At 37.3% G+C, this 23,812-nt stretch carries 22 protein-coding genes and 3 pseudogenes; 22 read left to right on the top strand and 3 right to left on the bottom strand.

Translation table 11 applies throughout. The features are described 5' to 3' along the window. Nucleotides 1–180: 180 nt before the first annotated feature. The 9 genes from FLP15_RS10905 (at nt 181) to FLP15_RS10875 (ending at nt 6,387) form a co-directional block, all read left to right on the top strand. A complete protein-coding gene (locus FLP15_RS10905; protein WP_142767138.1) occupies nt 181–453 on the top strand; it encodes a hypothetical protein in 273 nt (90 codons plus the stop codon). Further along, nucleotides 453–812: a hypothetical protein gene (locus FLP15_RS10900; RefSeq protein ID WP_142767137.1), complete on the top strand. Its 360-nt coding sequence runs from the start codon at nt 453–455 to the stop codon at nt 810–812. The genes FLP15_RS10905 and FLP15_RS10900 overlap by 1 nt, the downstream gene beginning before the upstream one ends. Further along, a complete protein-coding gene (locus FLP15_RS10895) occupies nt 803–2,020 on the top strand; it encodes a hypothetical protein (protein WP_142767136.1) in 1,218 nt (405 codons plus the stop codon). The genes FLP15_RS10900 and FLP15_RS10895 overlap by 10 nt, the downstream gene beginning before the upstream one ends. Then, on the top strand, nt 2,017–2,193 hold the full coding sequence (locus FLP15_RS13320) for a hypothetical protein (protein WP_223804641.1): 177 nt from the start codon (nt 2,017–2,019) through the stop codon (nt 2,191–2,193). Before FLP15_RS10895 ends, FLP15_RS13320 begins: the two co-directional genes overlap by 4 nt. A 5-nt stretch (nt 2,194–2,198) precedes the next feature. Continuing rightward, the gene (locus tag FLP15_RS10890; protein ID WP_142767135.1) at nt 2,199–2,615 is read left to right on the top strand and encodes a hypothetical protein; all 417 of its coding nucleotides are present in this window, start codon (nt 2,199–2,201) and stop codon (nt 2,613–2,615) included. A gap of 248 nt (nt 2,616–2,863) precedes the next feature. After that, nucleotides 2,864–3,010 (top strand): hypothetical protein, encoded by a 147-nt coding sequence (locus FLP15_RS12825; protein ID WP_190288299.1) that lies wholly within the window; start codon nt 2,864–2,866, stop codon nt 3,008–3,010. Between the two features lie 230 nt (nt 3,011–3,240). Beyond that, nucleotides 3,241–3,765, top strand: a complete 525-nt coding sequence (locus FLP15_RS10885; protein ID WP_142767134.1) for a hypothetical protein — start codon at nt 3,241–3,243, stop codon at nt 3,763–3,765. Nucleotides 3,766–4,384: 619 nt separating this feature from the next. Further along, nucleotides 4,385–5,089: a glucosamine-6-phosphate deaminase gene (locus FLP15_RS10880; RefSeq protein WP_142767133.1), complete on the top strand. Its 705-nt coding sequence runs from the start codon at nt 4,385–4,387 to the stop codon at nt 5,087–5,089. Nucleotides 5,090–5,538: 449 nt separating this feature from the next. Beyond that, nucleotides 5,539–6,387: an aldo/keto reductase gene (locus FLP15_RS10875; protein ID WP_142767132.1), complete on the top strand. Its 849-nt coding sequence runs from the start codon at nt 5,539–5,541 to the stop codon at nt 6,385–6,387. 1,009 nt (nt 6,388–7,396) lie between these two features. Here the strand turns inward: FLP15_RS10875 and FLP15_RS10870 are convergent. Continuing rightward, nucleotides 7,397–8,548, bottom strand: coding sequence for a hydroxymethylglutaryl-CoA synthase (locus tag FLP15_RS10870; protein ID WP_142767502.1), 1,152 nt, complete (start codon nt 8,546–8,548; stop codon nt 7,397–7,399). A gap of 213 nt (nt 8,549–8,761) precedes the next feature. Here FLP15_RS10870 and FLP15_RS10865 point away from each other — a divergent pair. Together FLP15_RS10865 and FLP15_RS10860 are read left to right on the top strand one after the other, a co-directional pair. Then, nucleotides 8,762–9,906, top strand: a pseudogene (locus FLP15_RS10865) (thiolase family protein). Between the two features lie 2 nt (nt 9,907–9,908). Next, a pseudogene (locus FLP15_RS10860) lies at nt 9,909–11,140 on the top strand (hydroxymethylglutaryl-CoA reductase, degradative). Nucleotides 11,141–11,188: 48 nt separating this feature from the next. On the opposite strand, the gene FLP15_RS10855 reads toward FLP15_RS10860, so the two are convergent. Further along, nucleotides 11,189–11,698, bottom strand: coding sequence for a TetR/AcrR family transcriptional regulator (locus FLP15_RS10855; protein WP_142767131.1), 510 nt, complete (start codon nt 11,696–11,698; stop codon nt 11,189–11,191). 110 nt (nt 11,699–11,808) lie between these two features. Here FLP15_RS10855 and FLP15_RS10850 point away from each other — a divergent pair, with 110 nt between their 5' ends. The 5 genes from FLP15_RS10850 to FLP15_RS10830 all read left to right on the top strand — a co-directional run bounded on the left by FLP15_RS10850 (nt 11,809) and on the right by FLP15_RS10830 (nt 15,906). Further along, nucleotides 11,809–12,834 (top strand): SDR family oxidoreductase, encoded by a 1,026-nt coding sequence (locus tag FLP15_RS10850; protein WP_223804640.1) that lies wholly within the window; start codon nt 11,809–11,811, stop codon nt 12,832–12,834. Nucleotides 12,835–13,351: 517 nt separating this feature from the next. After that, nucleotides 13,352–13,813, top strand: coding sequence for a MarR family transcriptional regulator (locus FLP15_RS10845; RefSeq protein WP_142767130.1), 462 nt, complete (start codon nt 13,352–13,354; stop codon nt 13,811–13,813). A 107-nt stretch (nt 13,814–13,920) separates the two neighbouring features. Then, nucleotides 13,921–15,129: an MFS transporter gene (locus FLP15_RS10840; protein ID WP_142767129.1), complete on the top strand. Its 1,209-nt coding sequence runs from the start codon at nt 13,921–13,923 to the stop codon at nt 15,127–15,129. 177 nt (nt 15,130–15,306) lie between these two features. Further along, nucleotides 15,307–15,579 (top strand): 30S ribosomal protein S16, encoded by a 273-nt coding sequence (gene rpsP / locus FLP15_RS10835; RefSeq protein WP_120772016.1) that lies wholly within the window; start codon nt 15,307–15,309, stop codon nt 15,577–15,579. 87 nt (nt 15,580–15,666) lie between these two features. Next, nucleotides 15,667–15,906 carry a KH domain-containing protein gene (locus tag FLP15_RS10830; RefSeq protein WP_120772015.1) on the top strand — a complete coding sequence of 80 codons (240 nt, stop codon included), beginning with the start codon at nt 15,667–15,669 and terminating at the stop codon, nt 15,904–15,906. Between the two features lie 48 nt (nt 15,907–15,954). Here FLP15_RS10830 and FLP15_RS10825 read toward each other — a convergent pair whose 3' ends face one another. Next, complete coding sequence (locus FLP15_RS10825; protein WP_142767128.1) at nt 15,955–16,800, bottom strand: hypothetical protein; 846 nt, start codon at nt 16,798–16,800, stop codon at nt 15,955–15,957. A 334-nt stretch (nt 16,801–17,134) separates the two neighbouring features. Between FLP15_RS10825 and FLP15_RS10820 the strand changes: the two genes are divergently transcribed. From FLP15_RS10820 to FLP15_RS10795, 6 genes and pseudogenes are all read left to right on the top strand, one after another. Continuing rightward, nucleotides 17,135–18,022: an Rgg/GadR/MutR family transcriptional regulator gene (locus FLP15_RS10820; protein ID WP_142767127.1), complete on the top strand. Its 888-nt coding sequence runs from the start codon at nt 17,135–17,137 to the stop codon at nt 18,020–18,022. Between the two features lie 148 nt (nt 18,023–18,170). After that, a complete protein-coding gene (locus FLP15_RS10815) occupies nt 18,171–18,980 on the top strand; it encodes a Cof-type HAD-IIB family hydrolase (RefSeq protein WP_142767126.1) in 810 nt (269 codons plus the stop codon). 83 nt (nt 18,981–19,063) lie between these two features. Then, a complete protein-coding gene (locus FLP15_RS10810; RefSeq protein WP_142767125.1) occupies nt 19,064–19,618 on the top strand; it encodes a VC0807 family protein in 555 nt (184 codons plus the stop codon). Nucleotides 19,619–19,769: 151 nt separating this feature from the next. Next, nucleotides 19,770–20,969, top strand: a complete 1,200-nt coding sequence (gene ftsY / locus FLP15_RS10805) for a signal recognition particle-docking protein FtsY (RefSeq protein ID WP_142767124.1) — start codon at nt 19,770–19,772, stop codon at nt 20,967–20,969. Nucleotides 20,970–21,399: 430 nt separating this feature from the next. Further along, a pseudogene (locus FLP15_RS10800) lies at nt 21,400–22,373 on the top strand (ribose-phosphate diphosphokinase). A gap of 708 nt (nt 22,374–23,081) precedes the next feature. Next, nucleotides 23,082–23,756 carry a helix-turn-helix domain-containing protein gene (locus tag FLP15_RS10795; protein ID WP_142767123.1) on the top strand — a complete coding sequence of 225 codons (675 nt, stop codon included), beginning with the start codon at nt 23,082–23,084 and terminating at the stop codon, nt 23,754–23,756. Nucleotides 23,757–23,812 lie beyond the last annotated feature (56 nt).

The following is a 23,812-nucleotide window of genomic DNA, read 5'->3' as shown; positions in this document are numbered from 1 at the left end:
GAATCGGAGTTAGGTTTGAAAATAGTAGAACTAGCGGTATTTGCTGAGAGGTATTAGAAATTGAAATAAAAAAGCTAGAGTAAGTCTAGCTTTTTCTTTTTACATCTTGCAAATGTATTCTAAAAACTGTAAAATAAACTTAATTAGAATCACATGAAAATTTAAGGAGAATTTTACTTAATGGGAACATCAAGGATCAGTTCGGACATTGGAGTGGCACAAAGTGCTGTTTCAAAATTGACGAGTGTGACAAGTTCAACTCAAGGTAAACAAGTTGAATTTTCAGGAAGTAGTTTAAAATGTATGAGTTCTGCCCAAAATTTAACTAACGATATGCTTAAAGATGTAGAAGAATTGGTTGAAACGATTCAAACGCAGGCGCACAAAGTAACTGGTTTAGCTCAAATTATTGAATACCGCGACCAAACGGATGCTCAAAGTTGGGGGTTTTAATGCAAAGAGATAGAAGTGCAGACCAACGTTTAGAATTGAATCGCTTGATTAGTTATAAAGAAAATCAGTTAGATGAGTTTAGTCAAGAAAAGAAAAATATTCAACGCCAAATTGAAGCGTATCAAAACCAAATGAACCACTTATTTCGTGAGGAAGAAGAAACTTATTATCAAGCAGAACAAGGCGGACAAAAATTAGGTTGGAGTGCCGAGACTTTTCGCGAAGTCCGTCGTGAGATTCAAAATGTTTCAGAACGTCAACTAGGGCAATTAGAACAAGATTACCGTAATGAAAGTAATCGAATTCAAGAGGAGATAGAAATGACACATCAAGAAAGGAATCAGTTACCGTGGGATTAAAATATACCAAAGCAGACGGTCAAGCCTTGGTTTCAGCATTAGACCATAATCTTTCAACTGCCGACCAAATCATCAGTGACTTGCAAGAGGGAGTTGAGCGGTTAGTTTCTTGCATCGGAGCCCCTTTTGCTGGTTTATCAGGTCAAGCTTATCATGCGGCAGACACGCTTTTTAGACAACTCGTTGTCCCCATGCTTAATGAACTAAAAAATGCAACGACTACAATTAAATCAGAGTTAAATACCTATAAATCAGCGATTGAAGCATTTGACCGTTATTCTGATAGTGTTTATGATAAAACGTATTTTGAACACTTGCTTGAAATCAAGCGTCAACAAAAAGCCTTAACAGAAAATCAACTCACTGTTTTTAGTCAACTGTTAGCAACAAGCCTATCACAAACAGCAACGGAAAATTTATTTTTTGAGGGAAAAGGTTTAGAGAGTGTCTTAAATCACTACGAAAAAGAGATTCAAGAACTAGAGGACAAAATACATATCTTGGAAGATGTAGAAAGTCGAACAAGTTCGTTGTTTTCAGATAGTTTGCAAGATTTTCGCTATGCTTTATTAGGAGCAAAAAGTTTGAGACGTGGCTCTTTTGATTCAAAAGGTAATTTCACAGTGAGTAAAAATATTGACATGGCTTGGTATAAAAAGTTAACTGGAAAAGATTTAGATGAATCACTCGTGTCTAAAAAACATAATGATTTGACTTTAGAGGATATTTTAACTGACAACGTATCAAAAGAGAACCAAGCTACAGTAGAGCAGTTGAAAAAACTAGCTAAAGTAACAGGGATGACTTTAGCGGAAGTGTTCGCCATATATGCTCAAAATCAAAAAGAAAAGATTTCAGATGCGGGTCAAGGTGTTAAAAATGTCTGGAATTTTATTACAGGGGAATTTTCTAAACTTCATACAGAAAATAAGGTTTCAGCTGATGACGTGATTAAAACGATAATCTATTACACTAATCAAGGTAATTTAGAAGTTGTCTATGATGAAACTAAGAATGTTGTTCTTTCAGTTAATGGGGAAGCTTCATGGATAATCTTGCTAGTTTTAATGGTATTAGTGGGACTTCTGAAGAGGCAAAAGGAGTTGAATATGCTGGAGTTTGGGAGGGAAAGGCTCCAAAATACAAACAAGAACAAAGTCATACACTTGGCTATGCTGATACTGTTAAAGGTGGATTGGACGGTTTGATGGATTCTTTTGCTTTTAAAAAATCATATCATTCCGAAGAAAAAGAGGATATGAGTGGAAAAGAATATTTGGATAAAATAGCGAAGGAAAAAGAGAAGAAACGTCAAGAAGAAATAATAAAAGCGCAACAAAAAATTTCAGATGGAGGAAATCCAGCAACATTGGGGTCGTAAAATTTATGGACGATAAAATAGAATTTGAGAACAATATAACTATCAAAATAAAAAGTATAATTATTTCAGACAGTGCATTGTCCTATGGGGAAAGAAACTCTTTTGAAAAATTTATTGTTCGATTAGACCGTGGAGAAAGCTTTGAAGAAGCCGTAGAACAATTATTAACAAATTTCCATAGACTAGAAGAAAATCAAGAGTACAGTCTTAGTCCTAATTCAAAAAAAATATATGATGAATTAATTGAAAGATATGGTATTCCAGAAAAAAAAGAAACTCATGTCTTCTACAATGGTGGTTACAGAAAACTTAGTAATACTCAATGGTTTTGGACGATGCTATTCTTTACTTTGCTGATTGTTTTAGCATGGACAGGCAGACTAAATTTTCTTTTTGATTTCTTAGAAAAGTATCTAAAATAAAAAACTTACAGACCATGTCAAATGGAGGTACAGTTTAGTTTGGAAATTAATATGCTAACAGATAGACAGAACAAATTTTAAATTCGAATGATTCAACTAAGCAAAGAAAATTCAAGTGTGACAGATAAATAGAGAGTATATTAAAAAAAAGTATCACTGAAATTCAAGAAGGAGTAAAATTTCAGGAAGCAATTAATGATTTAAATTTTTCTCTTGTTAAAACTCTGAAAGAACGTAAGAAGAAAATATTGAGCTTGGAAATCGAAAAATTATCAAATGATTTGATTGAAATATATGGAGAACCAATTTTCCGTCTACGAGCAGGTGTAGAACTTGACCACTCTCATAATATGGAAGGCACCTTGCCAATCATTAACACACCTACAATACTTTAACGTATTTACATAGGCTGTAAAAGTATAAAACTATAAGGGAAGCCTGTAACATTAGGGTTTTAAATTTTGTGGATAATAAAAAAGAATTTGAAAGTAAGATTATTACGGAAATAAAAGATTTGCTTATCTCAGATAACTTACTGTCGTATGGGAGAGGAATTTTCTTGAGAAATTTATCTTCCAAAATAAATCAAGAAAAAATTTAAAAATATATTATAAGGAGATAATTTATGAAAAAATTTCCATTACTATTATTAACCATACTAGCGGTTTTCTCATTCTCTGCTTGTTCGTCAACTTCAGCAAATGATAGTTCTACCAAATCCAGTTCTTTACAAGAAGCAAAGATAAAACAATCTGAATCACAATCAATTAGCAGAAGCCAGTTTATTTCACAATCTGAAAGCCTGTCAAGACAATCTGAATCACAGTCCATTGCTGAAAGTCAGTCTGAGTCAAAATCCATTGCTGAGAGTTCGCATAATAAGTCTGTCAGTATTTCTAAAGCTAACCAAGCATCTGAAGAAGCTTCTTCACAAGCAGCAGCTGCAGTGGCCGAACAAAATAAACAAGACTCACAGACCACTACTGCTAGTGATCCAAATAGTCGAACTGTATATGTTGTAGATAATGGTACTACTAAAGTGTATTGGTACAATGAATATGCTATTCATCCTAAACCAACAAATCCTGTGATTTCTATGACTGAGGGGGAAGCATTGGCTAGAGGGTTGTATCACTCAAAAACCGAATAATTCTATATCTGTAGAGTTTTTGACAAAAATACTTACTCGGATTGTCAGTTAATTATTTTGCTATTACTTGAAACCGATAGAGTATTTTAAAGTCTGCGATTTCATAATTTTAGCAGATTTAAGCATTAAAAAATAAATAAGAAATTTCATTAGAGCATTAAACGAAAAAGTTTCTAGCTATTTAGTATCTAGCTAGAATTTTTTCTTTGCTCGCAGATCGTAAAATTAGTGAGTGGCTGTGCTGCACTGAATGGCAAATTAGATATACTGCCTTGTGAGGATTTATCACGACATCAAATGTGAAGTGCAAACTTCAGCTTGTAAAAGTAAATTTTACAAATCATCATGAAGAGTAAAAAAATGAGTTTTGTTGATAAATTTTGGTTGACATGACGTCATTTTATGCTATAATAAAAGTGTAGATAAATTGATATATACCAATTTAAAAGTGATTCAGACATCTGAAATCAGGGTCTACTTTATAACTGAATTTGCTTATCATAGTGATGTTTTTTGTAACGAGGTCAATCTGTTGCTGATTGTTACAACGGATTATCTGTAGTATGACTAATTTCACAGTGATTGGGTGAGTTTACATTTTAAAAAGGAGCATAGAAAAATGAAAGTTATCGTAGTTAAAAATCAACTTGAAGGTGGAAAAATCGGTTTCAATCTTCTTAAAGAAGCAATGGAAAATGGTGCTAAGACACTTGGACTTGCGACAGGTTCAACTCCAGTAGAATTTTATAATCAAATCATTAATTCTGACCTTGATTTTACTGGCATGACTTCAGTTAACTTGGACGAATATGTAGGTCTTGATGGTTCAAATGACCAGTCTTATCGCTACTTCATGAACAAACATTTGTTTGAAGAAAAACCTTTTAAAGAAAATTTCTTGCCAAATGGTAAAGCCGCAGATCTTGATGCTGAAGTGAAACATTACGATCAAATTATCGCAGAACATCCTATTGATTGGCAAATTCTTGGTATCGGTCAAAATGGTCATATTGGCTTTAATGAACCAGGGACACCTACTGATATTACAACTCATGTTGTTGACCTTGAAGAAAGTACAATCAAAGCAAATGCGCGTTTCTTCACGTCAGAAGCTGATGTGCCACGTCAAGCAATTTCTATGGGGCTTGCCAGTATTATGAAATCTAAAAATATTGTTTTGATGGCTTATGGAAAAGAGAAAGCTGAGGCTGTCAAAGGAATGATTGAAGGCGAAGTTACACTTGATTTGCCAGCATCTATCTTGCAAACTCGTGATAATGTCACAGTGATTGCTGATGAAGCAGCTGCATCATTACTTAAATGAAAAAAATCTGTCAGCGTACTGACAGTTTTTTTCTATACTGAACGAACTTTAAAGAAAATCTAATACAATTGTCAGTACTGACAGAAATCATTTTTTCTAAAATTTTGATAAAATGAAGTCGAGACTTATTCAGTGGCGAGAAACTCGCTACTGAGTTTATGTCGGACGAAATTCAAAGTTATAATGCTGCTTCCCCTGAGGGGCTTGCGATTGCGACTAGGCGCTTTGCCTTTTGCTCTTGCTGCTTTAGCAGCTAAGCAAACGGACAGCGGAGGTAGACCGTTCGCAGAACGGCGTGCGAAGCACGTAGCGCCTTAGCGAACCATTTCGCCTTGCTGCTTTAGCAGCTTAGAGCGAATGGATACCCGTGGTGCATCGACAGTGTAGCCCAAAGAGCGGAGATAGCACGCACTTGCTTTGATAGAAAGAAAAGTTTGGAGGAGGACAGGATGGGGTTATCAGACACTTATCAACTCGCAAATGGTGTGCAAATTCCCAAAGTTGGCTTTGGAACTTGGCAAAGTCCAGATGGAGAGGTTGCTTATGAAGCAGTGAAAACTGCACTTGTTACAGGTTATCGTCATATTGATACGGCTCAGGCTTATGGCAATGAACAATCTATAGGAGAAGCAATAAAAGATTCAGGGATAGCACGTGATGAACTTTTCATTACAACAAAATTATGGAATTTTGTCAGTACTTATGAAGAAGCTGTCAGCAGTATTGATGAAAGTTTGGAGAAGTTAGGTTTAGAATACATTGACCTTCTACTGATTCATTGGCCAAATCCAGTGAAAACACGTCCTAACTTTAAGCTGCGAAATAGTGAACTATGGCGTGCGATGGAAGAAGCTCATGAGGCGGGAAAAATTAGAGCGTTGGGTGTAGCCAATTTTCAACCTCATCATCTGGATGCTTTGTTTGAAACAGCAAAAATCAAGCCTGTTGTCAATCAGATTTATAGCAATCCAAGTGATCAACAAGAAGATATTGTAGCTTATAATAAAGCGCATGATTTGCTGACAGAAGCGTATTCTCCGCTTGGAACAGGTGAAATTTTTAAAATATTAGCCTTGGGTGAAATTGCCGAAAAATATGATAAGACAGTGGCGCAAACAGTGCTGAGATGGCATCTACAAAAAGGATACCTTCCCCTACCTAAATCTATCACACCTAATCGAATCAAAGAAAATGCTCAAATCTTTGATTTTGAACTGACAGATGAAGATATGGTGTTTATTGACCAGTTGCATGGTGCCCTTTTGCCACACAAATATCCTGATAATGTTCAGTTTTAACTTAGCAAGTGCGTGCTATCTCTGCCCTTTGGGCTACGTTGTCGATGAACCACGGGTATCCATTCGCTCTAAGCTGCTAAAGCAGCAAGGCGAAATGGTTCGCTAAGGCGCTACGTGCTTTGCACGCCGTTCTGCGAACGGTCCCGCTGTCCGTTTGCTTAGCAAGCAAAGCTTGCAAGAGCAAAAGGCAAAGTGTCTAGTCGCAATCGCAATTCCCCCCACCTCTATAAGGTGGTGGGATAAGCAGCACTATCTCCGCTTCGCTCCGCTGTCCATTCGCTCTATCTCCGTTTCACTGCGCTGTCGATTCTCGCTACGGCACGAACGTGCCTAGTCGAAGTCGCAACTCGCTAAAGCGACAAGGCGAAATGGCAAGCTCTGCTTTCGTTCTACTGCCCTAGGGTCTTAGCGCTTCAGCGCTTAGACTTCAGGGACAAGACCACTTCGCCTTGCGACTTTAGTCGCTTAGAGCGAATGGATAACGAAGCAAAGCGGAGGTGTGACCTCATATCTTTGATGTGAGGTTGTGCCCTAACATTGGTGGGGGGGGGAAGAATCCCCACCAATGAAGTAATCACTTCAAAAAAGAAAGACCTGTCAGTACGCTGACAGGTTTCATTATTTACTGATTCATTACTTACCTCAATCTTCTACTCTCTGTCAGTATCATGGCAGGGAGTAGAGGTTGGAAAAATTACTGACGAAATTTCTGTCAGCATTTATTAAGATTGTGAAGTCAACTCATTGACGGCGAACCTAAGGCACAACCTCTAGGTGTAACAACTATCTCCGCTTTGCTACGCTGTCGATTTCACTAAGCCACTAGGTGAAACAACTAGCATATCCGTAAGCGCTGAAGCGCCAACGGTTATCCTATAAAGTGGCAAGTTCAAATCGCAATCGACCTGTATGCAAACAGTCTGCTTAATATCAAAGATTGAGGTCACCTTATTTACCCGCAGCGCTTTAGGATAAGCATTGTCCATTCTCTACTGCGTATGTCTTGGCTTCATTTTTTGTAAAGACGATGATTATCACGAATCTCACTAATTGAGAAAGGCATTTCATCATGATATTCTGCATGATGATTCAAATCTAACTTTTCATTAAACATTGTTTCATACTCAGAAATTGCCAATTTTGAACGTCCATCAAGTAATGCTTGGTGGTCTTTTGCACGCAAATATTTCTCAAAACCATCTACTAATTCACCAGAGAAAAATTCAGCGACAGTTCCAGAACCATAACTAAATAATCCGATTTTATCACCAGCGGATAGGTCAGTTGAGTTTTCTAAAAGAGAGATTAAACTCAAATAAAGTGAACCCGTGTAAAGATTGCCGACACGACGATTATAAGCAATTCCATATTCAAACTGTTTCATCAAATCATCAGCATTTTTAGGATTTTCAGCCTCAAGTTTTGGCAATAAAGCTTTTTTACCCATTTTGGTATAAGGCGTATGAAAAGCGACCGCTTTAAAATCTTCAAAAGTCAAACCAGTGCGGCTAGTGTATTCATCCCAAACTTTTGCAAAGGCATTGATATAAGTTTCATTTGAAAATTTTCCATCAACAGAAGGATAGGCCTGCCCAAAAGGACGCCAAAAATCATAAATATCTTGCGAAAGTGCAACATTATCATTATTTAATACCAAAAGATGAGGGGCGCTAGTAACCAGCATAGCAACGCTACCAGCCCCTTGTGTTGGTTCTCCGCCTGTATTTAAACCATATTTTGCAATATCGGAGGCAATGACAAGGACTTTCGACTCAGGATGAAGAAGTACATGGTCACGAGCAGCAGCAAGCCCTGCTGTTGTTGCGTAGCAAGCTTCCTTCATCTCGATACTACGTGCAAAGGGTTGAATATCAAGAAGACCATGAACTACAATAGCAGAAGCTTTAGATTCATCAACACTGGATTCTGTGCCGACAATCACCATATCTATTGATTTTTTATCTTCATCTGTCAAAATACTTGCAGCAGCATTTGTTGCAAAAGTAATAATGTCTTGAGTAGCAGGATTGATTGCCATTTCATCTTGTCCAATTCCAATATGAAATTTTGCAGGGTCAACCCCTCTAGCAAGCGCCAACTCTGTCATATCAACATATGTATTTGGCACAAAAAAAGCAACTTTATCTATACCGACTTTCATTTTTAAAAATTCCCTCATTATCATCGCTTTGTGAGTTTAAATCATATTTTTGCTTTAAGAAAAACAAAAAAAGTTGATTTCACAACCTTATTTTTGAATGATATCATTTTAGCACATTTAACAAGATTTTCATAGCTCACCATCTCCAAGGGATAAACTCTCTTTACAAAAAGGACTCGAAATTATGCTATAATGGCTTTCGGAGGTTCACTCGTGAAAGAAATTGTAATCATTGACGCCTTACGTACGCCGGTCGGTAAATATGACGGCGCACTTTCTAAATATTCAGCAACAGAGCTTGGAACATCTGTCGTAAAACAGCTTCTGACTCGACATGAAGCGATAAAATCAGATGTGGCTCAAGTCATTTTTGGTAATGTGCTTCAAGCCGGCAATGGTCAAAACGTCGCTCGGCAAATCGCGATGAATAGTGGACTTTGCGCCACTGTACCTGCTTCAACAATCAATGAAGTCTGCGGATCAGGGATGAAAGCCATCATTTTAGCAAAACAACTCCTCCAACTTGGAGAGGCAGAGCTTGTGATTGCAGGCGGGACTGAGTCAATGTCTAATGCACCAATCCTGAAAAATCAAAAGACTGGTAAGGAAACACTTTCGATGCTCTCTGATGGTCTGATTGATGCTTTTTCAGGGATTCATATGGGAAATGTTGGCGAAACCATTGCCGAGAAATTTAAAATTTCTAGAGAAAGTCAAGATGTCTTTGCGCAAAGTTCACAGGAAAAGTCGGTTGCAGCCAGAAGTGCAGGAATTTTTAAAGATGAAATTATCCCAATTGGAGCGCTGGTAGACGATGAAGCTCCACGTCCAAACTCAAGTTTAGAGAAATTAAGCACTTTGCGTACGGTTTTCAAAGAGGATGGAACGGTAACTGCTGGGAATTCTTCACCAGTGAATGATGGTGCTTCGGCAGTCATTTTGGCAACGAAAGATTATGCCACACGACACAAAATTCCATATCTTGCGGAGTTAGTTGATTCAGTAGAAATCGGAATTAATCCAGCCATCATGGGTGTTTCACCGATTGAAGCAATCACAAAATTGCTCACTAAAACAAAGTTGAATCAATCAGAAATAGACCTTTTCGAAATCAATGAAGCCTTTGCAGCATCCAGTGTTGCGGTCAATCGTGAACTGGCACTTGATGAGACAAAAGTAAACATTTATGGTGGAGCAATTGGTTTGGGCATGCCATCGGCTCAACTGGAGCAAGGATTATCACAACCTTGAGCTACGCGCTCAATCGTGAAAACAAACGTTACGGTATTGCAAGTCTTTGTATTGGCGGTGGTCTAGGGCTTGCCGTCTTGTTGAAAAATCCAAAATTTGAGAGCTAAAAATGGAAAAGAAATTCTATCAGATGACGCCAGAAGAAAGACGTCAGACGCTTGACTTAAAGGAGCAAACACAAGAGATTTTGCGTCAGATAACACTAGATGAAGATGTCGCAAATAATTTGATTGAAAATCAAATCTCGGAGTTTGAATTACCGATGGGACTCGCTCAAAATTTTGTCATTAATGACAAAAAATATATGATTCCTTTTGCAACAGAAGAACCATCAGTTATCGCTGCAGCAAGTAACGGTGCCAAAATGGCTGGGAACTTTACTGCAAAGATTACGGAACGGCTAATGCGTGGACAAATCGTTTTTTATGATCTACAAAATGCTTCAAAAATCGCTGACAAAATTTCTGTCAGTACTGACGAAATCTTGTCAGTAGCGCAAACAGCTTACCCCTCTATTGTCAAAAGAGGTGGAGGTTTACGTGATATTTCTACTCGACTTTTTGATGAAAATTTTCTGTCAGTAGATTTTAAGATTGATGTCAGAGATGCTATGGGCGCAAACATCGTCAATTCTATTTTGGAAAGCATTGCAGAACGCTTTAGACTATGGTTCCCTGAGGAAAAAATTCTGTTCAGTATTTTGTCAAATTTTGCGACAGAGTCTCTAGTTAAAGTGTCTTGTGAGATTCCAGTCGAAAAGTTATCCAAGACAGGAAATGGAGCAGATGTCGCAGATAAGATTTCTGCTGCCTCACGTTTTTCAAAGCTTGATCCTTATCGTGCAGCTACGCATAATAAAGGGATTATGAATGGAATTAATGCAGTTGTGCTTGCAACGGGAAATGACACTCGCGCCATTGCTGCCGGAATCCACGCGTTTGCAAGCCATGATGGAAAATATCGTGGGCTTGCGACATGGTGGGTTTCAGGCGATATGCTTTTGGGGAGCTAGAATTACCACTTCCTGTTGCTACGGTCGGTGGAGGTGTCAAAGTTTTACCTAAAGCGCAAGCAGCGATGGAAATTTTGCAAATTACAGAAGCTCAGGAGTTGGCGAAAGTTATTGCTGCTGTTGGCTTGGCACAAAATCTCGCAGCCTTGCGTGCGCTTGTTTCTGAGGGCATCCAGCAAGGACACATGAGCTTACAAACTCGCTCTCTAGCGCTTTCGGTCGGTGCAAAAGGTGAAGAAATCGCTCAGTTGACTCAACTTCTTCATCAATCAAAACTAATGAATCAAGCGACAGCAGAAAAATTACTGACAGAACTCAGAAATCACTGACAAAACTGATAAAAACTTACTGATAATCTTGTCAGTAAGTTTTTATTATTATTTTATACCAAAGTTTTTGATTAAAGCATGAACCTCTTTTAACGGACGCTTTTTGTCTTCCAATAGCCATTTATGCCAAATGGCATAAACACCTGCAGCCATGAAAGCTACCCAATAATCATCTTCAGAGTTTACATAAAACTTTTTAATTTCTTCTGTAAAAATGCTCCGAATAATTGGTTCAAACTCCCCTTGCTCCGCTAAGATAAAATCATCACCAAATCGCTCAAAAAATATTTCTTGACGCTCAATCTTAACAGAGGCCAACGGTTGATTCCGCACAACATCAAATTCAGCGGAAATCTTAGGTTGATAATACTCATGCAAAACTTGAGATAAGTCTGAAAAATTTCGATAAAATGCCATACGGCTTACACCTGCACGTTTGCAAACTTTGGAAACACTCAAAGTTGATAGTTTTTCTTTTTTTAAAAGTTGTAAGATGGCAAGAGAAATAAATTCCCGTGTATCATTTTTCACCGTTTGCGCATAGTCTGTAGCTGCCATTACAAAAGCTCCTTTATTGTCACATAAGCTAGTTTTTTTCTTGTTTTCTATTTGAAAATATTATATATTAAGAAAGCATAAGTTACAAGTGAAACGTAAGTTGAAGGGAAATGATGGATAAAAAAGAATTAGTACTCGTTACAGGTGGTAGTGGATTTATCGCTGTGCATACGATAGCAAAACTGTTGAAAAAAGGTTATCAGGTGAGAGCGACTTTGCGCACGATGAGCCGTCAAGACGAAGTCAAAGCAATGATAAACCAAGCAGGTGCAATAAATTTAGAAATGTTAGAGTTTGTTCAAGCAGATTTATTGGACAAAGAAAGTTGGATAACAGCAGCTCAGGGAGTAGGCTATGTCATTCATGTTGCTTCGCCAACTCCGGCCACAAGACCAAAAGAAGAATCAGAGATGGTCAAAATGGCAGTAGAAGGACTACTCAATGTTTTTAAAGCATCTAAACAAGCAGGAGTAAAACGGATTGTATTGACCTCTGCATCGGGGGCGGTACTTGCAGGTCACAAAAATCATCCAGGAACATTTACAGAAAAAGATTGGACTAATTTGGCCGCTTCAATAAATGCCTATCAGCGTTCTAAAACAAGAGCGGAGCAAGAAGCATGGAAATTTGCTAAAGAACAAAACATTGAGTTGACAAGCATTTTGCCAGTAGCAGTAATGGGACCTGTGTTAGGGAAAGATTTTTCTCATTCTAATCAAATCATTAAATCTATGTTTGATGGGAAAATGCCTTTTTTATTAAAAATGGGTTTTGATTATGTTGATGTGCGAGACGTGGCGGAACTTCATATTCTTGCTATGGAATCTGAAAGTGCTGTAGGAGAAAGATTTTTAGCAACGACAAACGAAAACATCACCTACAAACAACTAGCAGAATGGTTAAAACAAGAATTTCACTCGCGAGCAAGTAAAGTTTCTATCAGAGAAATTCCAGATTTTGTTGTTAGATTTCTCTCGCATTTTAATGAAAGTCTTAAAATGCCTGCTACATTTCTCGGACAAAATACCAATTGTAGTAATGAAAAAGCGAGAAAACTACTTGGGTGGAAACCTCGCCCAGCAAAAGAAGCTATTATAGCTACTGTACAAAGCATGATAGATCTTGAAATAATTTAATATCATTTTTCTAATCACAAATTGACTTTTGATTCCTTGGAATGTAAAATGAAGTCAAGACTTATTCAGTAGGAGTTTCATAAAACATTTGTCCATTTTCTCTAGTCGCCGAAGCGACTGATAAAAAGGCAACTCCCCACTGAATTTAAGGTACAACCTCTAGGTGTAACAACTAAGCGACCTGTACGCAGCTAAAGCTGCAACAGTCTGCTTAACATCTTCGATATGAGGTCACCTTGTCCAAGAAGCCTAGGCGCTAAAAGCGCCAACGCCCTATGGCAGTCGGACGAAATTCAAAGCTTGCCATTCCGACTAGGTACTTCAGCACCTTAGCGAGGATGGACAGCGTAGCAAAGCGGAGATAGTGCTGCTTTATCTCCGACCTAAGAGGTCGGAGTATTGCGATTGCGACTAGCCACTTTAGTGGCGTAGCGAGCATCGACAGCGTAGCCGTAAGGCGGAGATAGCACGCACTTACTTTGATAAAAGAAAAGATTTAAAAAAAGAAGGTGGTAAAATGTCCAAGCAAGCAGAAATCCTATCAAGTTTAACTGATTTATTTAATAAAATTAATTACTACTATCGTCCACAAATGGAAAAAGTTTTCCCAGAGTTAAGCTTGTCAGAGATTGAGTCAATTGAGATAATTGCCATACTTGAGTATCCCAATGTTACCAAGCTCGCAGAAGCACTTTATGTCACACGCGGAGCAATCAGTAAGGTCACCAAAAAATTGCTCAAGAAAGGTCTCATAGAAAGTTTCAAAAGTCCTGACAATAAAAAAGAAATTTATTTTCGGCTGACACAAGCTGGAAGTGAAATCAATAATCGTCATGAGGCGATGCATCAAAAATTTCTCAAAGAAGATGAAATAGTATTTGAAGATTTATCTGAAAAAGAAAGTCAAGTTATTTTGAATTTTCTAGAAAAATATAACAATCACCTTGATAAAACAATAAGAAACACTTTGAAATCGTAAAGTGTTTCTTTTTTATCATCTTTTTGTTGACAAAGAAACAAAAAGATGATATTCTATTATTGTTTCTAAGGAAACTAAATATAGATATTCAATCGAGGTCAACTAATATGAAACCTAATCATCATGCCCTAACCTTTGGGCTTATCTCAACATTTCTTACAGGACTGGGCTTTACAATCATTGCTCCTGTTGTTCCGTTTCTAGTCGCTCCTTTTGCAAATCATAGTAATCAAGCATTTATTGTGACTGCGCTAACTGCGATTTATGCAGGCTGTACCTTTCTTGCTGCACCAGCAATGGGTGCTCTTTCTGACCGATATGGTAGAAAAGTCATTTTATTAACTTGTCTCGCGGGTTCAAGCATCGGTTATCTCGTTTTTGGACTGGCGGGCGCACTTTGGATGCTGTTTCTTGGTCGGATTATTGATGGATTGACTGGTGGAAATATTGTTGCACTTTTTGCCTACTTTGCCGATATTACAAAAGCTGAAGAACGTACAAAAATCTTTGGTTGGGCAGCAGCGGCCGTTGGTATTGGGACGATTACTGGCCCTACGTTTGGGGGACTGCTTGCTCATTTTGGAAATAGTGTTCCTTTTTATTTCGGTGCTTTTATTTGTTTGCTCAATCTTGTTTATGGTCTCTTTGCAATGCCAGAAAGTTTAGCAGTAGATAAGCGATTATCAAAACTTCCGCTCAATCGGATTAATCCTTTTACAGCACTCTTTGATGTTTTGACTATGCGTAATCTTTCAAAACTTTTCATCGTAGGTTTTTTCCTGTGGATTCCAGCAGGAGCAATGCAGGCCATCATTAGCCAGTTTACATGGGATAGTTTTGCATGGAGACCTGTAGCTATCGGACTCGTCTTTTCTATCATGGGGCTACAAGATATTGTCACTCAAACATTGATAATGAAACATCTACTCAAGCACTTCAATGATAAGCAGTTAATTAATCTCGCGATAGTGAGTGAGCTTATCGGGTACACATTGATGGCTCTCTCAGCAATCACTCAGTTTTGGCCCATCTTTATCCTTGCAATGTTTATCTATGCTTTTGGCGATTCGGTATTTGGTACCGCTTTTAACGGCCGTTTATCCAAACAAGCAAGCGATAGCGAGCAGGGAAAGCTCCAAGGTGGGTCACAAGCCTTACAATCCCTTGCACGCATTGCAGGACCTTTAATCGGTGGTGAAATATATATTCTCTTTGGACATTCAGCTCCTGCGCTTATGGGAATAATTTTGCTTGTTGCTGCTTTATTCACTCTAAGAAAGAGAGAAGACAACGCTGAAAAGGAAAATATTTTATAAACATATCTTTTTCTCCAAAAATAATACAAAACTATTGAGAAGTTTCTTGATCGTTTTTTGCGATTGAATTGAGTAAAAAATCGGTAGATGAGAGCTGTCAAGATTTTTTCTTGACAGCTTTCCTTACCTATGTTATAATATTCAAGTATTAAAAATTAAGAAGAGGAATAGATAAACATGTCTGTAAAAATCCGTTTGACTCGTATGGGTTCTAAGAAAAAACCTTACTACCGTATTAACATTGCTGATTCACGCGCTCCACGTGATGGTCGTTTCATCGAAACAGTTGGTACTTACAACCCACTCGTAGCTGAAAACCAAGTCACACTTAAAGAAGAACGCATCTTGGAATGGTTGAACAATGGTGCACAACCATCAGATACAGTTCGTAACTTGCTTTCAAAAGCTGGAGTTATGAAAAAATTCCACGAATCAAAATTCTCTAAATAAGAAATTTGAAGCTGCCCTTTTGGACAGCTTTTCGTGGATATTCACATAAAAAATTGAACCAGAATTCTGGTTAGAGTAGGAAATGTTATGCAATCAGATGTGAAAGAGTTAGTTTTGACGATTGTCAAACCATTGGTAACACAACCCGATGAAGTATCTTTAGAACTTATTGAAGGTGAAGAATTTATGGAATACCATCTCAAAGTCGCTGATGGTGATATCGGTCGGATTATCGGTCGCCAAGGGCGTATTATCCAAGCTATTCGTACAGTTGTTTATTTTGTCCCTGTTGAGGGTAAAAAAGTTCGTCTTTTGGTTGACCAATAAAAATAAAAAAAGCCCATTTGGGCTTTTTTTATTTCAATGATAAATGTGTTATCCCATTCCTAAAATTTTAGTGACAACTTGAGTTAATAAACTTCCTGCAAAATTTACAAATAACTCTGAAAGAAACTCGGCTTTATGACTCTTTACAATGGTTTCAAATGTGGAAGTATCTTTATTTTTAGCGGCTTCTAATGCTTCAATACTAACAGACTTAACTGAAGAGGAAATTGAGATGTTATTAATAACACGCTCTAGTTCTTTAGAGATTTCATCCCAGTCATAACCGGAAACATTGGAAGCAATATTTGCGTGATTGCCATGACCGAGTTGAACCTGCTCAAGAGAGCTATTATTAATCTCTCCTATGCTGAAAGATTTATCAGTATTGTTTGATTCAATAATGTTGTTATTCCCAATAGAATGTTCAGCAATTGAGTTATTATCTCCAACAATTGTCTGATCTTTGATATTAATGCTAATATTTTGATTTCGCTGATTAAAAGCAGTTTCTAACACATCCTGAACCTCAAGTAAAAAAGATTCCTCTTTAAAATAAATAGGATAGATTATTCCAGAGTTAAGCTGAATATAAAGATAAGAATTAGTATTTAAAGTTTTCTGATAGAGATAGTAGATATAAACTCCTAAGGCAATGATTAAAATTAACCCTAGTATAAAAGAAAACTTTAAGATGATAAGAGAGATTAAGAGCCATATGATAATAAGCGGATATGGAATGTTAACTTTTAGGCGACCGTGACTTAGCGTGGAGATATTACTTAATTGAAGAGTGTTTTTGTCAACTTTGAGCACATTTCCTTGGACTTGTAGTCGGTCTGTACGTATCTCCTTTTGAGATTGATTGGATAATAGGTTAGTAATCGTATTATTCATTTAGTTTTTTCCTTTTGTTTAGTATGTTCTAGATGGAGAAAAATTTCAATATGTTAATATTTTAATCTAAAGATAATAAGTGACATTATCGCATCAGTGAAACTTTATTTATAAGTAGTATTAAAATTATCCCCAAGGAAGAACTTCAACAAAGACAACGACCAAGGATACTAAAGCGACTAGTAGTGATGTGAATTTTGATTTTTTCATAACTTCTCCTCCCTCATAATTATGTTTGTAGTATAATAAACTATATAAAAGAATACAAAAATAAAATAGAGTTAATTTTTAACTATCGTTAATTATTATTTATTTGTAATATAGGAGAGGATGGATGAAAAGTGGAAATGTTGAGAAAGTCTTATATGGGGAAGCTTTTAAACTTTTTAGAACTTCAAAAAAGTTTACGTTGAAAGAAGCAGCTGGAAATGATACCTCTAGTGCTAATATATCTAAATTTGAAAATGGAATTTCTAGTCCATCTGTTGAAACTTTCTTTAATATCATAAATAATATTAATGTTTCAGCTTTTGAGTTTCAGAACTTATATAATCAGATGTTGAATTCTAAAGATATTATGCTTTACGAATCAGAACTTATTGCAGCGTATATGTCTAATGATAAGGATAAGGTTTGTCAATTTATTGAAAAACTAAAAATGCTATCTTTGACGTTTGAGAGTAAGAAATACAAGTTAGATAAAGTACAAGCAGAGGCAGTTCTTGCAAAAATTGATAGGGAGTATAAAATACCTGAAGAGGATATTTTATTTTTAAAAACCTATCTTTTAGAATTAGAAGATTGGGGAATATATGATATTAATGCACTAACCCGAAGTGATCATATTTTTGACCCTGTTACACTTTCAAAATTAACTCAACAGATGTTAAAAGCTAATTATTTCAATAAAAAGTTACCAGAAATACGACGTGCAAAAATTCAAGCTTTACTCAATATTGTCAATGCATTTGTTAGGAATAAGCAGTGGGAGTTAGCAGAAAAATATATTAGTTATCTTGAAAATATGAATATCGAAGATTATTATACTTTTGAAAAAAATATTCTAAAGTATAATAAAGCCAATTATCGTTTTCATCGAGGAGATGATACAGCATTAGTGATAATGGAGAAATGTCGTGATGTTTTTGAATATTGTGATTGTAACTCCTATGCTTTACTGATGAGTAAAGAAATTAAAGAGTTGAAACGAGTGAGAAGGTAGAAAAGTAAGTGTTTAACGTAGCCGATACTTACTGATTTTTAAAGTATAAAAACCACTAGATAGAGAAAATTAGATCAAAGGTTTTGAAGAGGGATAAATCATTTGTTCGGAGCATTTGTCATTTTGAGAGTTGTGGTATAATAAATTCATGACTAACAAAATTAAATTGGTTGCCCTTGATTTAGATGGGACGTTATTGAATTCGTCGAAAGAAATCTCTCGCGAGAATATTGAAGCGATTGATGCTGCGAGAGATAAAGGAGTTGATGTCGTGTTGACGACTGGACGTCCTTTGATTGCGATTCAGCCGTTTTTGAAACGATTAAATATGCTTGATTTTGATGATTATAGTGTGACTTTTAACGGAGGATTGGTTCAGCGAAATACAGGACAAATCCTATCGAAAAAAAGTTTTTCTTATGAAGAAATTGAGGAAATAAAAACTTTGACTTCTCGTCTTGATATTCCTTGTGATATTTTGAGTGAAGAAAAAGTGTTTGTTACAAAGAGTGCAAGAGTATCGGAATATGAAACTTTGAATAAACTTTTGACCTTTATCAAGATGGATTTCAATGATGTGCCGCGTGAAGTGGTTTATAATAAAATTGTTTCTTGCACGGAAAGAGAATTTTTGGATGAAAGTTTAAAGCAGATTCCTGCTGAATTTTTTAGTCGTTTTGAGATTTTCAAAACTCAGGCAAAATTATTAGAATTTATGCCAAAGGGAATTAATAAAGCTTATGGATTGACCCAACTCATCGGTCAGCTTGATTTACAGCCAGAAAATGTGATGGCGATGGGAGATGAGGCAAATGATTTGTCAATGATTGCTTGGGCAGGTTATGGTGTTGCAATGGGAAATGCAGTAGATAGCGTGAAAGAGCAAGCGAATATTATTTCGAGTTTGACGAATGACCAAAATGCTGTTGCAGATATGATTGAAAAGTATGTATTGTAATTTTGATTATCCGACTTGCGCCTGATTTTTTCTAGGTAAAATCATGGTAAAATAGGTTTTGAATATTTGTAGAAGGATTAAGGATGAGTCAAAATTTACAGTTGAAAAAGTTTATACCAAGCTTGATTTTTGCAATTATATTGCCTGTTGTTGCTTATTTAATTTTAAAAACGTGTGGTTGGTCTGATACGTTAGCACTTGGCGTGGCTACAGCATTTCCTGTCATCCATATGATTTGGGGATTGCTCACAAAACGGACGTTGAATCCCGTTAGTTTGGTTGCGATTGTGGGATTTTTGATTTCACTTTTATCGGTCTATTTGACGCATGGAAATAATTTGGCTTTTAAACTTTGGCATCCTATTTTGACAGCAGTGATTGGAATTATCTTTTTATTGTCGGTAGCTTTTAATAAGCCTTTGCTAGAGTTGGCTGGTGAGAGTGAAGGAAGTCATAAGAAATTTATGATTTTGACTGGTTTTATGGGGTTAGTATTTGCTAGTCATGCTTTGCTTGTGATGATGCTTGCTTTCTCGGTGGACACAACAAATTTTATGATTGTATCAAAGATTATTGATTTTTCGGCGGTTGGAATTTTGATTGCTGGACTTGCATTACTTAGAAAAAAATTGAAATGAGAATGGCTGAGTCGTTTTTGGGAAGTAAGATTCGGTATGTGATATTGAGTTTAGGGCGCCTGAAAGTTAATGAAAATGCAAGCTTGAGCGATTGAAGCATGGGAGTTGAGTTGTTGCCCATCGTTTATTGAGCCATTTTAAAGGAGAAAATATGGGACTTTTTGACCGTTTGTTTGGTAAAAAAAAGCAAGAAGACGTAGCTGATGATATTGTCATTGAGGAAAAACAGGATAATATCGAATCTAGCACTATGTCAGCACTGACAGAAGTGCAGGAGGCTAATGAAGAACCTGTAAATAGTGATAAAAGTTTGTCAGTACTGACAGAAAGTGAAAACGTTACTGACAACACTGTTGTCAGCACTGATGAGGAAGAAATTGTCATTGATGTTGATGCTTTGGCAGATATTTTTACGAAGTCGCGTGAGGAAACTGAAAAGAAATATGAAGATTCTTTAAGTTTGACTCGGAAAACGTTTAGTGATGGCTTTAATGAGTTGTTTGCCAACTTTAGAACTGTTGATGAGGAGTTCTTTGAGGAACTTGAAGAAACGCTGATTATGTCTGATGTTGGTGTTGATTTGGCGATGGAAATTACTGAGGAGCTTCGACATGAGGCAAAACTTGCTCATGCAAAATCATCTGATGATTTACGCCAATTAATTATTGAGAAGATTGTTGACAAGTTTGATGGAGAGAAGTTGCCATCAGCACTTGATATTCAGGAAACAGGACTTTCGATTTTCTTGTTTGTTGGTGTAAATGGTGTTGGTAAAACAACGACGATTGGCAAATTGGCAGCGCGTTACAAAAATGAAGGAAAGCGTGTGCTGCTTGCAGCAGCGGATACTTTTAGAGCTGGCGCCATTGACCAGTTGGTTGAATGGGGAAATCGCTCTGGTGTGGAAGTGGTAACAAAAGCTGCTGGTTCAGACCCTGCGAGTGTCGTTTTTGACGCTGTTGCTAAAGCTAAGGCTGAAAGTTATGACATTTTACTTGTGGATACGGCAGGACGACTGCAAAATAAAGACCATCTCATGAAGGAATTGGAAAAAATCGGGAAAGTAATTAAACGTGAAATTCCAGATGCACCTCACGAAACGATTCTTGCACTTGATGCGACAACAGGTCAAAATGCAATTCAACAGGCAAAAGAATTTAGTGTAGTTACACCGATTACAGGGATTGCATTGACCAAGCTTGATGGTTCTGCCAAAGGAGGAATTGTTTTATCAATCGTACAAAGTTTGAAAATACCCGTCAAATTGATTGGTCTTGGAGAAAAAATAGATGATTTGCAAGATTTTGATGAAGAGTTTTTTGTTCGAGGACTTTTCAAAGAATTATTGTAAATTAAGGATTGATTAGTTGAGATAAAGTAAAGGGAATTCTGTCAGTATGCTGACAGAATTTTTATCTCCCACTTTCATGCTTAGGTGAATGGTGGGATACTGACAGAGACTCCTTATATTAGATGAACTGCAGATACACTGCCTTTTGCTCTTGCAAGCTTTGCTTGCTAAGCAAACGGCGAAGTTGCGTAGACCGTTTGCAGAACAGCGTGCAAAGCACGTAGCACCGTAGCAAGGATGGATAGCGTAGCCCAAAGGGCGGAGATAGCACGCACTTGCTAAGTTAAAAGTCAAACAGTATTAGATTATCAGTACAAATTTCAGTATCAAAAACAAATGAGTGTTTGAAAAAATTAGTAATTTAAGGTAAAATAAGTAGTGCATCTAACTGAACCAGTAGGTTCGTAACGATTTATAAGAAAGGCTCTTCATGTCGTACTCAAATTTGAAGCTGTTTTCGCTCTCTTCCAATCCAGAATTGGCCCAAAAAGTGGCTAAGGAAATCGGAATTGAGCTTGGAAAAGTAAGTGTTCGCACCTTCTCAGATGGTGAAACGGAAGTTCACATTGACGAATCAGTTCGTGGTGACCATGTTTTTATCCTTCAATCAACAAGTGCCCTGTCAATGACAATCTGATGGAACTTTTGATTATGATGGACACTCTTCGCAGGGCTAGCGCTGCATCAATTAACATTGTCATGCCTTATTACGGTTATGCTAGACAAGACCGTAAAGCGCGTGCTAGAGAGCCAATTACATCAAAACTTGTAGCAAATATGCTTCAAATTGCAGGTGCAGATCGATTGATTACGTTTGACCTTCATGCGCCTCAAATTCAAGGTTTCTTTAACATTCCAGTTGACCATCTTTTGGGTTCACCGCTCATTGCAGATTATTTCCGTCGTCATTTTGTATCGGCTGGCGATGATGTTGTCGTTGTTTCTCCTGACCATGGAGGAGTTGGTCGTGCGCGCAAATTGGCAAATTTTCTCAAAACACCACTTGCTATTATTGACAAACGCCGTCCGCGTGCAAATGTCGCTGAAATTATGAATATTATTGGTGATGTTAAAGGTAAAAAATGTATCTTGATTGATGATATGATTGATACAGCAGGCACAATTACTCTCGCTGCCAATGCGCTCAAGGAACTTGGAGCAACTGAAGTTTACGCTTCATGTACCCATGCAGTCCTATCGGGACCAGCGATTGAACGTATCAATAACTCAGCAATCACTAAATTAGTCGTTTTGGATACCATTCAAATTCCAGAAGAACGTAAGAGTGAGAAAATCGTAGAACTTTCGATTGCACACTTGCTTGCAGATGCAATCATTCGTATCCACGAACGCCGTCCTCTTTCACCTCTTTTTGAATTGCATCTTCCTTCAGAGCAAATCTAATACGGTTAAACGGGACGTTTGAAGTGGTTACTTCATTGGTGGGGAATTGCGATTGCGACTAGATGCTTTGCCTTTTGCTCTTGCAGGCTTCGCCTGCTAAGCAAACGGACAGCGGAGCGAGAACATCGAGCGTAGACCGTTTGAAGAACGGCGCACAGGTGCGTGCCTTTTGCTCTTACCATTTCGTCTTGCCAGCTTTGCTTGCTAAGCAAACGGACAGCGGAGCAACGAAGTTGCGTAGACCGTTCGCAGAACGGCGTGCAAAGCACGTAGCACCATAGCGAGCATGGACAGCGGAGCAACGAAGTTGCGTAGATAGTGAAATTGACAGCGTAGTAAAGCGGAGATGGAACGAATGGATAGTGATCAACGAAGTTGCAAAGACCGTTCATAGAACGGTGTGCGAAGCACGTAGCATCGCAGCGGGCATTGACGGCCTTTTTATCAGAGGCTTTAGCGGCTAGATAAAAAGGACAAATGTTTATCGCGTAGCCCAAAGGGCGGAGACAGCACGCACTTACTAAGTTAAAAGTCGAAGCTTGGGTTTCCCACTTGAGGTTACTTCTCAAACTACGGATAAGAAAAGCATCGCTTTTCCCAATCGTTGCAAAGCAGTCTATTTGCAGTTCAGCTAATAACTTTTTCTAAAAAAATTATTAGCTGAACTAGTATAAGACTTCAAGCGGCCGCTGGTCGCTTTTTTAAAAAATGGAACTAGAGAAAATTCGAAAACTTTATGAAAATGTTGATATCAGTACACTTTCAGAACGTGAAAAGTTACTGACAGAATTAATTTTTACTGACAGAAATCCTGTCAGCACAGAATTGTTACCAAATGGGCGCTACCGTATTTTGCAGTTTTCAGCAACAGATTTTGAGCCGCTAGAAAGCACTTTAAAACTGTTACTTCCGGACTTTGCAAGTAGTGATGTTGATAAAAAAATTGTCATTGAGCGCTTGTCAAATGATAATCCGACAAAGTCGGAACTTTTTGATATCTTTCAAACTTTATCACAAGATATGGGAGAAAAAATCTCTGCTTATGTGGGGATGTTTGTGGATAAAGCCCAGCTTTCTGAAATTTATGCTGAAGAGTCCACAATTTTTAAAAGTAAAAAATCGTTTAGTGAATATATATTAACAGAAAGTTTGAGAACTTCTGATAACAAAATTTTAAAAGATATTCATCGTGAATTATTGGAAAATGTAGAAGACCAAAAACTTGTCATTGCACTGTATGCGACAAATGGTAATCAATCTCAAGCTGCAAAAAATCTTTATGTTCACAGAAATACTTTACTCAATAAAATTAAAAAATACGAGCAAAAATACGGTCTTCAGCTTACAGGAAGCGACCTTGTTCTCGCTTATAATTTAATCTAATACTGTTCACTAGTTTGTAAGCTAACTAAAGGGTGTTCATCATAAAATACGGTAGT

The organism is Lactococcus protaetiae, from assembly GCF_006965445.1.
Taxonomy (GTDB): domain Bacteria; phylum Bacillota; class Bacilli; order Lactobacillales; family Streptococcaceae; genus Lactococcus; species Lactococcus protaetiae.
Note: the sequence above shows the minus strand (reverse complement) of the source record. Positions and strands in the feature narration are given on the sequence as shown.

Coding starts and splice junctions, on each gene's coding strand:
- FLP15_RS10905 (WP_142767138.1), top strand. CDS start 181: ATGGGAACATCAAGGATCAGTTCGGACATTGGAGTGGCACAAAGTGCT.
- FLP15_RS10900 (WP_142767137.1), top strand. CDS start 453: ATGCAAAGAGATAGAAGTGCAGACCAACGTTTAGAATTGAATCGCTTG.
- FLP15_RS10890 (WP_142767135.1), top strand. CDS start 2,199: ATGGACGATAAAATAGAATTTGAGAACAATATAACTATCAAAATAAAA.
- FLP15_RS10885 (WP_142767134.1), top strand. CDS start 3,241: ATGAAAAAATTTCCATTACTATTATTAACCATACTAGCGGTTTTCTCA.
- FLP15_RS10880 (WP_142767133.1), top strand. CDS start 4,385: ATGAAAGTTATCGTAGTTAAAAATCAACTTGAAGGTGGAAAAATCGGT.
- FLP15_RS10875 (WP_142767132.1), top strand. CDS start 5,539: ATGGGGTTATCAGACACTTATCAACTCGCAAATGGTGTGCAAATTCCC.
- FLP15_RS10870 (WP_142767502.1), bottom strand. CDS start 8,548: ATGAAAGTCGGTATAGATAAAGTTGCTTTTTTTGTGCCAAATACATAT.
- FLP15_RS10855 (WP_142767131.1), bottom strand. CDS start 11,698: ATGGCAGCTACAGACTATGCGCAAACGGTGAAAAATGATACACGGGAA.
- FLP15_RS10850 (WP_223804640.1), top strand. CDS start 11,809: ATGATGGATAAAAAAGAATTAGTACTCGTTACAGGTGGTAGTGGATTT.
- FLP15_RS10845 (WP_142767130.1), top strand. CDS start 13,352: ATGTCCAAGCAAGCAGAAATCCTATCAAGTTTAACTGATTTATTTAAT.
- FLP15_RS10840 (WP_142767129.1), top strand. CDS start 13,921: ATGAAACCTAATCATCATGCCCTAACCTTTGGGCTTATCTCAACATTT.
- rpsP (WP_120772016.1), top strand. CDS start 15,307: ATGTCTGTAAAAATCCGTTTGACTCGTATGGGTTCTAAGAAAAAACCT.
- FLP15_RS10830 (WP_120772015.1), top strand. CDS start 15,667: ATGCAATCAGATGTGAAAGAGTTAGTTTTGACGATTGTCAAACCATTG.
- FLP15_RS10825 (WP_142767128.1), bottom strand. CDS start 16,800: ATGAATAATACGATTACTAACCTATTATCCAATCAATCTCAAAAGGAG.
- FLP15_RS10820 (WP_142767127.1), top strand. CDS start 17,135: ATGAAAAGTGGAAATGTTGAGAAAGTCTTATATGGGGAAGCTTTTAAA.
- FLP15_RS10815 (WP_142767126.1), top strand. CDS start 18,171: ATGACTAACAAAATTAAATTGGTTGCCCTTGATTTAGATGGGACGTTA.
- FLP15_RS10810 (WP_142767125.1), top strand. CDS start 19,064: ATGAGTCAAAATTTACAGTTGAAAAAGTTTATACCAAGCTTGATTTTT.
- ftsY (WP_142767124.1), top strand. CDS start 19,770: ATGGGACTTTTTGACCGTTTGTTTGGTAAAAAAAAGCAAGAAGACGTA.
- FLP15_RS10795 (WP_142767123.1), top strand. CDS start 23,082: ATGGAACTAGAGAAAATTCGAAAACTTTATGAAAATGTTGATATCAGT.